Raw genomic sequence first — 13,075 nt, 5'->3', positions numbered from 1 at the left:
CCCTTGCGTGAAGCCTTGCGGTGTTCCACCGCAACGGCCCTGCCAGCGGGCTGTGCAGGCAGGGCCGTTCTGGTGCGAGGTGCTACTTGTCCTCGGGTGTTGCCTTCGGACGGTATGGAGGCGGGGCGTGGCGGTCAGCTTCGATGAGCTCGTTGGCCTTGTGTCCGTGGCCAGGGCCGACGTGCGCCTCGTCGCGCATCCGCTCGATCATGTGCGGGTAGTGCAGCTCGAAGGCGGGGCGCTCGGACCGGATGCGGGGCAGCTCGGTGAAGTTGTGGCGCGGCGGCGGGCAGGTGGTGGCCCACTCGAGGGAGTTGCCGTAGCCCCACGGATCGTCGACGGTGACGACATCGCCGTAGCGGGCGCTCTTGAAGACGTTCCAGATGAACGGCAGGGTCGAGGCTCCGAGGATGAACGCGCCCACGGTGGAGATGGTGTTGAGCGTGGTGAAGCCGTCGCCGGGCAGGTAGTCGGCGTAGCGGCGGGGCATGCCCTCGTTGCCGACCCAGTGCTGCACGAGGAACGTGGCAGGGAACCCGATGAAGGTGGTCCAGAAGTGCCACTTGCCGAGGCGCTCGTCGAGCATGCGCCCGGTCATCTTCGGGAACCAGAAGTAGATGCCGGCGTAGGTGGCGAACACGATGGTGCCGAAGAGCACGTAGTGGAAGTGCGCGACGACGAAGTAGCTGTCAGAGACGTGGAAGTCCATGGGCGGGCTGGCGAGCAGCACGCCGGAGAGGCCACCGAAGAGGAAGGTGACGAGGAAGCCGACGCTGAACAGCATGGGCGTCTCGAATGTCAGGTGACCTCTCCACATGGTGCCGATCCAGTTGAAGAACTTCACGCCGGTGGGCACCGCGATGAGGAACGTCATGAAGCTGAAGAACGGCAGCAGGACCGCGCCGGTGGCGTACATGTGGTGCGCCCACACCGCGATCGACAGCGCCGCGATGGCCAGCGTGGCGTACACGAGGCCGGTGTAGCCGAAGATCGGCTTGCGGGAGAAGACGGGGAAGATCTCGGAGACGATGCCAAAGAAGGGCAGCGCGATGATGTACACCTCTGGGTGGCCGAAGAACCAGAACAAGTGTTGCCAGAGGAGCACACCACCATTTGCCGGGTCATATATGTTCGCCCCCAGCTGCCGGTCGGCTAGCAGGCCCGCGAGGGCCGCGGTGAGCAGCGGGAAGGCGAGCAGGATCAGCACGCTGGTGACGAGGATGTTCCAGGTGAAGATGGGCATGCGGAACATCGTCATGCCGGGCGCGCGCAGGCAGATCACGGTGGTGATCATGTTGACCGCGCCCAGGATGGTGCCGAGGCCACCGACCGCGAGGCCGGCGATCCAGAGGTCACCGCCGGGGCCCGGCGAGTGCAGCGAGTTCGACAGCGGGGTGTAGGCGGTCCAGCCGAAGTCGGCGGCACCACCGGGGTGAAGAACCCGCTCACGACGATGAGAGCGCCGAGGGTGTACAGCCAGTAGCCGAACGCGTTGAGGCGCGGGAACGCGACGTCGGGCGAGCCGATCTGCAGCGGCAGGATGTAGTTGGCGAACCCGAAGACGATGGGCGTCGCGTAGAGCAGCAGCATCACGGTGCCGTGCATGGTGAAGAGCTGGTTGAACTGCTCGTTCGACAGGAACTGTAGTCCTGGAACGGCCAGTTCGGCGCGCATCAGCAGCGCCATGACCCCGCCCACGAGGAAGAAGAAGAACGACGTGGTGAGGTACATGAGGCCGATCAGCTTGTGGTCGGTCGTCGTGAAGATGTCATAGATCAGGGAGCCCTTCGGCCCCTGCCTGGGCGGATACGGCCTGTCTAGGACTGGCTTGGGCGCAACGGCGGTCACTGATCCTCCTGACTGCGGCGTCCAAGACCCGGGCTCTTGTCGGGCGAGGGACTATTGGCTGTCGCTACCAGAGAATCCTAGACCGTCGAGATCCGAGTGTGTGCACCGGTCCTACTCTTTGTCGTAAATGGTGCCGGGCTGGTGCCCCGCTGCGTGTTCCGGGGGGCGGATCGCACCAGGATACCGTCGGCTGGCGGCGGCGCGGAACGGGCGTGGACCGATGCTGCCGACGCTCGATTCGCGTACACGTACTCCCCCGGCGCGGGCCGGATCGGTGTTGGGTGACCCCCGGCGGTTTCCCGCCGCTCCGAACTCGTCAGGAAGATTGCTCATGCCCCATCGCACGCTACGCCGCAGCTCCGCGCTCGCCCTTGCCCTCGTCGGACTCGCCGTGCTCGCGGGATGCGGCTCCCCCGCGCCCACCACCGAGCAGGATCCCGCCAGCGACGCTGGCTTCCCGCGCTCCGTCGAGCACTTCCGCGGCTCGACCGACATCCCCGCGCGCCCGGCACGCATCGCCGCCCTCGACTCCTCCTACGCCGATGCGGTGCTTCTCCTCGACGCTCAGCTCGTCGCCCACACCGACTATCGCGGCGAGGGCCTGCCTGAGTACCTCGGGGACGATCGCGAGCGGGTCGCTGCCGACGCGACCTCGATCGGGGAGCTCTCCGATCCGAGCCTCGAGCAGCTCGCCGCCGTCGCGCCCGACCTCATCATCTCCGCCGAGGTCCGCCACGGCGAGCTCTACGAGCAGATGTCGAGCATCGCTCCCACGGTGTTCTCCCAATCCACCGGACCGACGTGGAAGGACAACATCCGGCTGCTCGGCGAGGCGATCGGGAAGGAGGATCTCGCCGATGCCGAGCTGACCGCCTACGAGGAGCGCGCCCGGAAGGTGGGCGAAGCGATCAACGCCAAGCATGACAACCCCGTCGTCTCGATCATCCGGTTCGCCGGCGAGCCGACCGCGCGCCTATACCGCACCTCGTCGTTCAGCGGCATCGTCCTGGAGGACGCCGGGATCGCGCGGCCGGATTCGCAGCTCGCCGACCCGAGCGATCCCTCGAGCATCATGAACTCGATCAGCCCGGAGAACCTGAACCTCGCCGAGGGCGATGTGATCATCGTGTCCACCTACGAGCCCGATGACGACGCCGATGCCCGCACGGTGCGCGAGTCGGCCGAGGCTTTCACGGGCAACCCCCTGTGGCAGACGATGGAGGGGCGGCGCGTCAGCGTGCGCGACGAGATCTGGATGATGCCGGTGAGCGTGCAGGGAGCGCACGCGATCCTCGATGATCTCGCGGAGATCTTCGACGTGGACCCGTACCGGGAGGACTGAAGCCGGGCGCGGAGCGGGGCGCCACCACGGTCCCCGCTCCCCCGCCGCCGGGCTAGCGGCGCGCGTACTCGAGGAACCGGTACCGGATGCCCGTCCGGGAAATGCTCCATCCCTCGGCGGGCTCCGCGGCGACGACATGCCATTCCGCACCGATGGTCGGCGCGAACGCATCGCCCTCGACGTCGAGATCGATCTCAGTGACGTGCAGGCCCGTGATGCCGTGCCCGGCGTCCTGCTCGAGCGCCTGGGCATAGATCTGCGCGCCACCCATGACCCATGCATCGGGATAGCGGCTCGCGGCGGCCTCGAGCGAGCCGGCTACGTGCGCCCCCTCGGCCGCCCACGCTGGATCACGGGTGACGACGATGTTGGCGCGGCCGGGCAGGGGACGGAACCGCTCGGGCAGGGAGTCCCAGGTGCGCCGGCCCATGATCACCGGGTGCCCCCGGGTCAGCTCCCGGAAGCGCTGCATGTCCTCGGGGACGTGCCAGGGGATGGCGCCGCCCGCGCCGATCGCGCCGTCCCGTGCCTGGGCCCAGATCAACCGCATGCCGCTCCCCTAGACCGCGACCGGCGCCTTGATGCCCGGATGGTGCTGGTACCCGTCCACGATGAAGTCGTCGAACTCGTAGCCGAAGAGCGTCGCCGGCTTGCGGGCGAACCGCAGCCGCGGGTACGGGAACGGCTCCCGGGCGAGCTGGGTGCGCACCTGCTCGACGTGGTTGTCATAGATGTGGCAGTCCCCGCCGGTCCACACGAACTCCCCGGGCTCGAGGCCCAGCTGATGGGCGACCATCTCGGTGAGCAGCGCATAGCTAGCGATGTTGAACGGCACGCCGAGGAACATGTCCGCCGAGCGCTGGTAGAGCTGGCAGGACAGCGCCCCGTCGGCGACGTGGAACTGGAAGAACGCGTGGCAGGGCGGGAGGGCCATGTCCTCGAGCTCGCCGACGTTCCAGGCCGAGACGATATGGCGCCGCGAGTCCGGGTTGTCCCGCAGCGAGTCCATCACCCGGGACATCTGGTCGATGTGCCGGCCGTCGGCGGCGGGCCAGGAGCGCCACTGCACGCCATACACGGGCCCGAGATCGCCGTCCTCGCGCGCCCACTCGTCCCAGATGCTTACCCCATGCTCCTGCAGCCAACCGACGTTGGCGTCGCCGCGGAGGAACCACAGGAGCTCATAGGCGACGGAACGGAAGTGGACCCGCTTGGTCGTGATGAGCGGGAAACCCGCCTTGAGGTCGAAGCGGATCTGGCGGCCGAACACGCTGCGCGTTCCCGTTCCGGTGCGATCGCTCTTGGCGACTCCATGCTCGAGGACGTCACGGAGCAGATCCTCGTAGGGCGTGGGGATGGCGGTTGGTGCAGGCACGGCACCACAGTATCGGAATCGCGGTATCGGACGGCAAACTAAGCTGTGCCCCGTGGCCATTCCTGAGTTCATCCTCCAGCTCCGGCAGCATGTGGGCACGTCGCTGCTATGGCTGACCGGAGTCAGCGCCGTGGTGCGCAACGAGCACGGCGAGATCCTGCTGGCCCGCCGCGCCGATAGCGGCGAGTGGGCGGTGATCTCCGGCATCCTCGAGCCCGGCGAGGAAGCAGGCCCCGCCATGGCGCGCGAGGTCGCCGAGGAAGCTGGCATCGAGGTCGTCCTCGAGCGCATCACCAGCGTCACGACAAGTCCCGTCATCACCTACCCCAACGGCGATCAGGCACAGTACGTCGATATCTGCTTCATCGCCAGGCACGCCGCGGGAACCCCGCGCCCGGCCGACGGGGAGAACACCGATATCGGCTGGTTCCCGCCCGATCGCTTGCCCCCTGATCTCGCAGCGACCTCCCGCGAGCGCATCAGGCTGGCGCTCTCCACCGGTCCGGAGACATGGTTCCAGGAACCGCGGTAGCATTTTGGCAGAAAAGAAATAGCACCGTTTCCTTGAGAACGCTCCGGCCTCAAAGCGCGGCCATTCGGCCGTTTTGCCCTACTATCCCTCCGTGCGCCTAGACGCATACGAATTGCTTTCACCAGACCCGATCCTGGCGCCATCGAGACCAGCGATCCGCACGAGGGAGACGTTGACATGATTACCCCGGAAGAGCTCGAGAAGCTCCTCGACCCCGTGCCCGAGACGATGCTCGGAACGCTCCGCGACCGCGCGCTGGAGGCCGAGCGCCCCGGCGCGAAGCTGAAGGATCCGGTAGCAGTGCAGGTGTTCCGCAGCCTGGACTACGACTGGGAGAAGTTCGGCGCGACGGCACAGCCGAACTGGATGCGGGCGCTCACCTTCGACCGGGTCTCGCGCGAGTTCCTCGCCAAGCATCCCGCGGGCACGATCGTGTCGCTCGGCGACGGCCTCGATACGGGGTTCTTCCGCATCGACAACGGCACGGTGCGCTGGGTCTCCGTGGACGTGGCCCCGGTCGTCCACCTGCGCGACCGGCTCATCCCCGCCAATGACCGGCTCGTCAACGTCCCCGTCTCCGCCTTCGACCTCGCATGGATGGACCACGTCACCGATCCCGGGGACGGTGTGCTGATCCTTGCCCAGGGCGTGTTCCAGTACTTCACCGAGGACGATGTCACCGGGCTGCTCCAGGCTTGCGGGGAGCGCTTCCCCGGCAGCGAGGCCACCTTCGATGTGGTGCCGGAGTGGTTCGGCCGCAAGACCCGCAAGGGCTGGAAGAAGCGCGACGACTACCAGATCCCGGCGATGTACTTCGCTTTGGACCCGCATGACCTGGATCTGCTGCGCACCAAGGTGCCCGCGGTCGCGAAGGTTCGCACCGAGCGCATGGTGCCGGGGCACGGCGTCTTCGGCCCCGCGACGATGAAGCTCATCTACTCGATCGGGAAGCTGCGCAACGCGTGGCCAGCTATTGCCCGAGTGACATTCAGCGGCTAGCGCTGGAGGTTCCCGGGCTGCTGGGCGTGGATGTTCCAGCGGTGCCGCGACGGCAGGTGATGCTCCCCCATCCCCAGGTGCTCGGGCGCGCCGGCATCGAGCTGGCTCGCCCGGGCACCGAACGCCCGGGCCCAGGGCGCGGCCGAAAGGCCATGCGCGAGCACGCTCAGCATCACCGTGGTGGTGGCAACGAGCAGGATCGTCGCGGCGTTCGCGATTCCCGCCTGCTCCACCACGAGCAGCGCGAAGAGGATCGAGGCCAGCCCGCGCGGGCCGAACCAGCCCAGGAACAGCACCGATTCGAGGCGCAGGCCCGATCCGGCAAGGGCTATCGCCACCGCGAGCGGGCGGACGAGGAGCAGGCTCGCCATCGCGAGCGCGAAGGCCCGCCACTCGACCTCGCCGAGCTGATCGCCCGCGACAACAGCGGCGAACACCGTGAACGTGATGATCGTGAGCAGCTCGCCCTCGCGCGACGCGAAGTCATCCACATGGCGGCACTCGCGGCGCGCGACAGTACCGAACGCGAGGCCCGCCATGAAGGCGGCGATGAACCCATTCCCGCCCACGTACTCCGCACCGGCATACGTGGCCGCCGCCAGCCCCACCACAGCAAGCCGCTGGTAGGTGGAGGTGACCCAGCCAGCGGACGACGCGCGCTGCAGCAACCAGCCACCGCCCGCGCCGATCGCGATGCCCGCCAGCACTCCCCAGCCCACCTGGGCGGCAGCGAACTGCGCCCAGTCCGTGGTGGTGCCCTGCGCGCTCTGCCCGGCCAGCGCCACGAGCACCAGCACCACGGGCAGCGCGATCCCGTCGTTGAGCCCGCTCTCGACGTTGAGGGTCTGGCGGATGCGCACGGGGACCTGTTCATCACTGACCACGGCCGCGCCGAGCGCGGCGTCAGTAGGCGCGAGGATCGCAGCGAGCAGCGCGGCCTGCCACACGGTGAACTCGTTGAACAGCAGGAGGGCGACGCCCGTGCCGAGCAGGATCATCACCGGCAGCCCGATGCCGAGCAGCCGCAGCGGCAGGGAGTACTCGCGGCGCAGCACCGCGAGGTTGATGCGCGCGGCATCGGTGAACAGCACCAGGACGAGGGTGGCCTCCGCGAGCACCCGGATGGCCTCGTGGTCCGCGGCCTCGTCGATCGCGCCGATGCCCGTTGCCCCCATCGCGAGGCCCGCAGCGACAAAGAAGATGGGAGCGGTGATCGGTGTGCCGCGCAACCGCCCCGAGACCAGGCCGAACAGAACGATCAGCGCAGCGATCAGTAGGACGGCGGTCACCGGTTGCTCCTCGTTCCGGCTGGACTAGAAGTCCCAGTCGTCGTCCTCGGTGTTGACTGCCTTGCCGATGACATAGGAGCTGCCGGAGCCCGAGAAGAAGCCGTGGTTCTCGTCGGCGTTCGGCGACAGCGCCGAGAGGATCGCCGGATTAACATCCGTCTCGTCCTTCGGGAACAGCGGCTCGTAGCCAAGGTTCATCAGCGCCTTGTTGGCGTTGTAGCGCAGGAACTTCTTGACATCCTCGGTGAGGCCCACTCCGTCGTAGAGATCCTGGGTGTACTCGACCTCGTTGTCATACAGCTCGAACAGCAGCTCGAAGGTGTAGTCCTTGAGCTCCTGGCGACGCTCGGGGCTCACGAGCTCAAGGCCCCGCTGGTACTTGTAGCCGATGTAGTAGCCATGCACGGCCTCATCACGGATGATCAGCCGGATCATGTCCGCGGTGTTGGTGAGCTTCGCCCGCGACGACCAGTACATGGGCAGGTAGAAGCCGGAGTAGAAGAGGAACGACTCGAGCAGCGTGGAGGCGACCTTGCGCTTCAGCGGATCATCGCCACGGTAGTAGTCCATGACGATCCGCGCCTTGCGCTGCAGGTTCGTGTTCTCCTCCGACCAGCGGAACGCATCATCGATATCGCGGGTGGAGCACAACGTGGAGAAGATCTGCGAGTAGCTCTTCGCATGCACCGACTCCATGAACGCCACGTTCGTCAGCACGGCCTCCTCGTGCGGCGTCAACGCATCCGGGATCAGCGATACCGCCCCGACCGTGCCCTGGATCGTGTCGAGCAACGTCAGGCCGGTGAACACCCGCATCGTCAATTGCTTCTCGAAATCCGTGAGCGTGCCCCAGGAAGGGATGTCATTGGACACCGGCACCTTCTCCGGCAGCCAGAAGTTGCCGGTGAGGCGATCCCACACCTCGGCGTCCTTCTCATCGGGCACGCGGTTCCAGTTGATGGCCGAGACCCGGCTCACGAGCTTGATCGGAGCACCGCCGGCGGGGCTGTGTGCATCAGAAAGAGCCGTCATGATCCCCTACTCCCAATAAGACTTGAACCTCGAACCAACTGGCCCCGCGCGGCGCGGGCGCCCGGACCATCGAGGCTACCCGCGAAGACTACCCGCGCGCCGGGCTCTGCTCAATCGTGCCACGCATGCCCGCGCCCCTATCCTGGTGCCATGGGCGAGCACGGAAGCAGCCGCGTCCGCGTGGACGCATGGCTATGGGCAGTACGGATCACCAAGACCCGCTCCCAGGCCGCGACATCCTGCCGCGGCGGCCACGTCCGGGTCAACGGAGCGTCGGCGAAGGCAGCGCAGCTCATCGGGCCCGGCGACGAGGTGCGGGTATGGCACCACGGGACGCTGCGCGTCCTCGAAGTGGTGGTGCCGCTCGCCAAGCGCGTGGGGGCCCCGGTCGCGCAGCGCGCCTACCTCGATCGCAGTCCCGCTCCCCCGCCGCGGGAAGTCCTCGCCTCGGTGCCGCGGCGGGATCGGGGCGCGGGCAGGCCCACCAAGCGGGAACGCCGCCAGCTCGACCGGTTGCGCGCGATGCCAGGAGACGAGCTGGATTCCGGGTGACCCCGCTGGCTGGCCGGGTGGCGGTGCTGGGCGGCCGCGCTGGGGCCGTGCCACCGCAAAAGCACTGGAAACCGGTAAACGCGATAGAAGCCGACCTGGTTTTTCCGGCGCTTCTATCGCGTTTGCTGCCACAGCGGCACCGGGCCACAGCGGCGCCGAGCCACGGCGGCGCCGAGCCACAGCGGCGCCGAGCGACAGCGGCACCGGGACCAAAGCGGCACCGGGACCAAAGCGGCACCGGGGCGCCGGGCGCCGCGACCGCCAAGACCGCCAGTGGCTATCCCGGGGTGTCGCGGGTTGCGGGCTCCGGCGCGCCGGACCCCTGGAGCCGTGACAGGCGCGCGGCCCGGTGCGCCGGGGCATGCTCGGGCTTTTCCTTCTTCTCGGGCGAGAGCGGCAGGGTCACCGCGAGCACGATCACGGCAAGGTAGATGGACTTGTTGGCGACCCAGGGCGAGAAGAGAATGTCCCAGAAGGACTGGGCGCACACCAGCATCACCACGATGGAGTATTGGCCGCGCATGCGGATGAAGCCCAGCGCGAGGGTCACGAGCAGGGCGATGGGGAACAGCACGGCGAGGACGCCGCCCTGGATCCAGGTCTCGAAGAAGATCGAGTGGATCGAGATGCGCCCGCCGGGCCTGACCCAGTACTGCATGTAGTCGTCGGGGCTGGACATGCCGAGGTATTCGGCCAGGCGCACGCCGGCGTAGATGGTGTTCCATCCGAGGGCTTGCTCGCTGCCCCAGCCGAGGATAGGACGCTCGAGGATCGCCGCGATAGCCAGCGGCGGCTCGGTGCGGCCGTCGAGCAGGGCGAATCCTCCGCCATCGCTCTGCGCGAGCGTCTTGAGCCGCACGGATTCACCGAAGACGCCGGAGAGGATCAGGCTCGGCATGATGGTGCCGAAGCCGAGGAGGCCGAGGACGCCGATCCAGACGCGGGTCCGGGTGAGGCCCTTGCGGCTGCTGCGGAGGAAGTCGAAGAGGGCGACGCCGAAGCAGATCAGCGCATAGGCCCGGCTGTTGAGGTACATGCCGTAGATGCCGAACCCGACGAGGGCGAAGGTCACGGCGTAGCGGGAGACGTTGAGCCGGCGCAGCAGGTAGAGCACCAGCATGGTGGCAGGGAACGCGATGCCGAACTTCCAGAGGGACTCGACGCTCTCCGCGGTGCGGGCATTGCCGACGACGACGTAGTAGGCGACTGTTCCCAGGGAGAGCCAGGCGAGCAGGTGCACGGCCTCGTCGGAGGTGCGCACGATGCCACTGAGCCCGATGACCATGACGGCGAAGACCAGGAAGTGCTGCAGGGCGACAATGGGAAAGCGGGTGTCATGCCAGACCGCGGAGGAAGCGAGGGCAACGAAGCCAAGCAGGGCGGCGAAGATGCACATGCGGGCGAGTGGGTGCCGGGGCAGGCGGGTCTGCATCAGCGCGAGGACTGTCACCGGGATGACCGCAAGCGGGGTTCCCATCCCCACGATGGGCACGTTGGCGAGAAGGCCGATGATGCGGCGGGGCCTTCGCTTGCCCGGGTCCTTCTCGGGCGGGACGGCGAGGATTCGCTCAGGCCCGGGGGCACTCTCCTCGCACGACGCGGCTTGCCGGCAGCTCGGGAGGATACCGCGCTGCATCAGCCGTTGTAGCCGTTTTGCCACGTTTGCCGGAATCGATGAATGTCAATCCTGTTGTACACCAACACTTCCGGCAAACCGGACTGGGCTTGCTTCCCGCTTCAACTAAAGAGGGCAAAAGACCCACATCGCCACGCTATTGTCGTCGTGTGACCGACAATCCGCTGCGCATCCTGCTGCTGGGGCTGCACTACGCCCCCGAGCAGTCAGGCAATGGCCCCTACACCGCGGGGCTCGCGGCAGCGCTCGCCGCTCGTGGACATCATGTCACTGTTCGCACCGGCTATCCGCACTATCCCGCGTGGCGCATCACCGAGGGCTACGCCGGCCGTCGCATGACCGAGCACCTCGACGGCGTGACCGTGGAGCGTTTCCGGCCGCACATCCCGGACCCGCTCGATCCGCTCGACCGGGCCCGGATGGAGGCCAGCTTCGGCCTCGCCTCGAGCCTGGGCCGCTGGCATCGGCCCGATGTGATCCTCTGTGTCAGCCCGGCCCTGCTCGCCACGGCCGTGAATGTCGCCCGGGCACGGGCGACGCCACGCCGGCCCGCTATCGGCGTCTGGGTGCAGGACCTCTACGGGCTCGGCGCGCGGGAGACCGGGACCGGTGGCGGGCGCGCAGCTCGCGCGCTGGGCGCCATCGAGGCCCGTACGCTCCGCTCAGCTGACGGGGTCGCCGCGATCCACCAGCGCATGCGCGATCACATGGTGCGGGACCTGGGCGTCGACGGCGACCGGGTGCGAGTGATCCGCAACTGGACTCACCTGGTCCCCATGGAGCTCCCGCCCCGCAGCGAGGCACGCGCCGAGCTGGGGTGGGATCCCGGCGAGATCATCGCGCTCCATGCCGGGAACATGGGTGCCAAGCAGGGGCTCGACAACGTCATCGAGGCAGCGCGCGCGGCACTGCGGACCGCGCCGCGACTGCGATTCGTGCTGCTCGGCGATGGCAACCAGCGCCCCCGGCTCGAGCAGCTCGCCGAGGGAATGCCCAACGTGACGTTCGTGCGGCCCCTGCCGGAGCGCGGGTTCCGGCTGGCGATGGCCGCGGCCGATGTGCTGGTGCTCAATGAGCTGCCGGGGCTATCGGACATGGCGGTGCCCAGCAAGCTCACCTCGTACTTCACCACGGGCCGCCCCGTGGTCGCCGCCACCGACGCCGCGAGCGTCACCGCGGACGAGATCCGCGCATCGGCGGCGGGCATCCAGGTCGATCCGACCGATCCCGCGGCGCTCGCCCGTGCCATCGTCGAGCTCGCCACCGATGCGCGGCGCGCCAGCAGCCTGGGCAAGGCAGGGCAGGAGTTCTGCCGCCGGGAGCTCTCGCAGGAGCACGCCATCGACCAATACGAGGGCTGGCTGCGCGATCTCGTCGCCCGGCGCCGCCCAAGCCACCCTGATCTGACCGGGCCGACCGCCCCCCACCTGCGAGGAGCAGAATGACCAAGCGCGCACTCATCACCGGAATCACGGGCCAGGATGGCTCCTACCTCGCCGAGCTGCTGCTGGGCAAGGGGTACGAGGTGCACGGACTGATCCGGCGCGCCTCCACGTTCAACCCCTCGCGGATCGACCATCTCTACCAGGATCCGCACGATCCCGACGCGCGCATGTTCCTGCACTATGGCGACCTCAGCGATGGCGCGCGCCTCGTCACCCTGTTGTCGAGCATCAATCCCGCTGAGGTGTACAACCTGGCCGCGCAGTCGCACGTGCGGGTGAGCTTCGACGAGCCCGAGCACACCGGCGATACCACCGGCATCGGCGCGATCCGCCTGCTCGAGGCCGTGCGGCTCGCCGGCGTCGACTGTCGCTACTACCAGGCTTCGAGCTCGGAGATGTTCGGGGCATCGCCGCCACCGCAGAACGAGGACACCCTGTTCTATCCCCGGTCGCCGTACGGCGCGGCGAAGGTCTATGCCTATTGGGTGACGAAGAACTACCGCGAGGCATACGGGTTGTTCGCGGTCAACGGGATCCTGTTCAACCATGAGTCACCTCGTCGCGGCGAGACGTTCGTGACCCGAAAGATCACCCGGGCGGTCGCGCGCATCGCGGACGGCCGCGAGAAGTACATCTACATGGGCAACCTCGATGCCGTCCGCGACTGGGGGTACGCGCCCGAGTACGTAGAAGGAATGTGGCGCATGCTCCAGGCCGATGAGCCCGACGACTTCGTCCTCGCCACGGGCGGCAACCACACGGTGCGGGACTTCCTTGTCGAGGCCTTCACCCACGCGGGGCTGAACTGGGAGGACCATGTGCGGTTCGACGAGCGCTACCTGCGCCCCACCGAGGTCGACGCGCTCGTCGGCGATGCGAGCAAGGCGCAGCGCATCCTGGACTGGACGCCGCGGGTGCACACCCCGGAGCTCGCCCGGATCATGGTCGATGCCGATATCGAGGCGCTCAAGCACGAGGGCAGCCACTGGATCGATCACCCCCGGCTGCCCGGATATGGAGCGTGA

The 13,075-nt window shown here is 67.9% G+C and carries 11 protein-coding genes and 1 pseudogene; 6 read left to right on the top strand and 6 right to left on the bottom strand.

Translation table 11 applies throughout. The features are described 5' to 3' along the window. Positions 1-82: 82 nt before the first annotated feature. Positions 83-1,848 (bottom strand): annotated as a pseudogene (gene ctaD, locus HT102_RS05950) (aa3-type cytochrome oxidase subunit I). 331 nt (positions 1,849-2,179) lie between these two features. On the opposite strand from ctaD, the gene HT102_RS05945 reads away from it, so the two are divergent. Beyond that, the gene (locus HT102_RS05945; RefSeq protein ID WP_192038509.1) at positions 2,180-3,190 is read left to right on the top strand and encodes an ABC transporter substrate-binding protein; all 1,011 of its coding nucleotides are present in this window, start codon (positions 2,180-2,182) and stop codon (positions 3,188-3,190) included. Between the two features lie 52 nt (positions 3,191-3,242). On the opposite strand, the gene HT102_RS05940 is transcribed toward HT102_RS05945, so the two are convergent. Together HT102_RS05940 and HT102_RS05935 are read right to left on the bottom strand one after the other, a co-directional pair. Beyond that, positions 3,243-3,740: a dihydrofolate reductase gene (locus HT102_RS05940; protein ID WP_192038508.1), complete on the bottom strand. Its 498-nt coding sequence runs from the start codon at positions 3,738-3,740 to the stop codon at positions 3,243-3,245. Between the two features lie 9 nt (positions 3,741-3,749). After that, on the bottom strand, positions 3,750-4,547 hold the full coding sequence (locus HT102_RS05935; RefSeq protein WP_333473336.1) for a thymidylate synthase: 798 nt from the start codon (positions 4,545-4,547) through the stop codon (positions 3,750-3,752). A 70-nt stretch (positions 4,548-4,617) separates the two neighbouring features. Here HT102_RS05935 and HT102_RS05930 point away from each other — a divergent pair, with 70 nt between their 5' ends. Both HT102_RS05930 and HT102_RS05925 read left to right on the top strand, forming a co-directional pair. Next, positions 4,618-5,097 carry an NUDIX hydrolase gene (locus HT102_RS05930; RefSeq protein WP_192038506.1) on the top strand — a complete coding sequence of 160 codons (480 nt, stop codon included), beginning with the start codon at positions 4,618-4,620 and terminating at the stop codon, positions 5,095-5,097. A 177-nt stretch (positions 5,098-5,274) separates the two neighbouring features. Next, entirely contained in the window at positions 5,275-6,096 is an 822-nt protein-coding gene (locus tag HT102_RS05925; RefSeq protein ID WP_192038505.1) for a class I SAM-dependent methyltransferase, read from the top strand. On the opposite strand, the gene HT102_RS05920 is transcribed toward HT102_RS05925, so the two are convergent. Both HT102_RS05920 and nrdF read right to left on the bottom strand, forming a co-directional pair. Further along, positions 6,093-7,385 (bottom strand): cation:proton antiporter, encoded by a 1,293-nt coding sequence (locus HT102_RS05920; protein ID WP_192038504.1) that lies wholly within the window; start codon positions 7,383-7,385, stop codon positions 6,093-6,095. The two genes, HT102_RS05925 and HT102_RS05920, sit on opposite strands and share 4 nt — an antisense overlap. Positions 7,386-7,409: 24 nt before the next feature. Beyond that, positions 7,410-8,417: a class 1b ribonucleoside-diphosphate reductase subunit beta gene (nrdF, locus tag HT102_RS05915; protein ID WP_192038503.1), complete on the bottom strand. Its 1,008-nt coding sequence runs from the start codon at positions 8,415-8,417 to the stop codon at positions 7,410-7,412. Positions 8,418-8,567: 150 nt separating this feature from the next. Between nrdF and HT102_RS05910 the strand changes: the two genes are divergently transcribed. Then, on the top strand, positions 8,568-8,969 hold the full coding sequence (locus HT102_RS05910) for an RNA-binding S4 domain-containing protein (protein WP_192038502.1): 402 nt from the start codon (positions 8,568-8,570) through the stop codon (positions 8,967-8,969). A 277-nt stretch (positions 8,970-9,246) separates the two neighbouring features. Here the strand turns inward: HT102_RS05910 and HT102_RS05905 are convergent, their stop codons facing one another. Continuing rightward, a complete protein-coding gene (locus HT102_RS05905; protein WP_192038501.1) occupies positions 9,247-10,605 on the bottom strand; it encodes an O-antigen ligase family protein in 1,359 nt (452 codons plus the stop codon). A gap of 149 nt (positions 10,606-10,754) precedes the next feature. Here HT102_RS05905 and HT102_RS05900 point away from each other — a divergent pair, with 149 nt between their 5' ends. After that, a complete protein-coding gene (locus tag HT102_RS05900; RefSeq protein ID WP_333473310.1) occupies positions 10,755-12,050 on the top strand; it encodes a glycosyltransferase family 4 protein in 1,296 nt (431 codons plus the stop codon). After that, positions 12,047-13,075, top strand: coding sequence for a GDP-mannose 4,6-dehydratase (gmd, locus tag HT102_RS05895; protein ID WP_192038500.1), 1,029 nt, complete (start codon positions 12,047-12,049; stop codon positions 13,073-13,075). Before HT102_RS05900 ends, gmd begins: the two co-directional genes overlap by 4 nt.

Origin of the sequence: Lolliginicoccus lacisalsi (assembly GCF_014841105.1) — a bacterium.
GTDB classification, from domain to species: domain Bacteria; phylum Actinomycetota; class Actinomycetes; order Mycobacteriales; family Mycobacteriaceae; genus Lolliginicoccus; species Lolliginicoccus lacisalsi.
This window is presented reverse-complemented; position numbering and strand designations above follow the sequence as displayed.

What these genes read in the sequence shown, in the direction of transcription:
- HT102_RS05945 (WP_192038509.1), top strand. Translation starts at nt 2,180, where the DNA reads ATGCCCCATCGCACGCTACGCCGCAGCTCCGCGCTCGCCCTTGCCCTC.
- HT102_RS05940 (WP_192038508.1), bottom strand. Translation starts at nt 3,740, where the DNA reads ATGCGGTTGATCTGGGCCCAGGCACGGGACGGCGCGATCGGCGCGGGC.
- HT102_RS05925 (WP_192038505.1), top strand. Translation starts at nt 5,275, where the DNA reads ATGATTACCCCGGAAGAGCTCGAGAAGCTCCTCGACCCCGTGCCCGAG.
- nrdF (WP_192038503.1), bottom strand. Translation starts at nt 8,417, where the DNA reads ATGACGGCTCTTTCTGATGCACACAGCCCCGCCGGCGGTGCTCCGATC.
- HT102_RS05910 (WP_192038502.1), top strand. Translation starts at nt 8,568, where the DNA reads ATGGGCGAGCACGGAAGCAGCCGCGTCCGCGTGGACGCATGGCTATGG.
- HT102_RS05905 (WP_192038501.1), bottom strand. Translation starts at nt 10,605, where the DNA reads ATGCAGCGCGGTATCCTCCCGAGCTGCCGGCAAGCCGCGTCGTGCGAG.
- gmd (WP_192038500.1), top strand. Translation starts at nt 12,047, where the DNA reads ATGACCAAGCGCGCACTCATCACCGGAATCACGGGCCAGGATGGCTCC.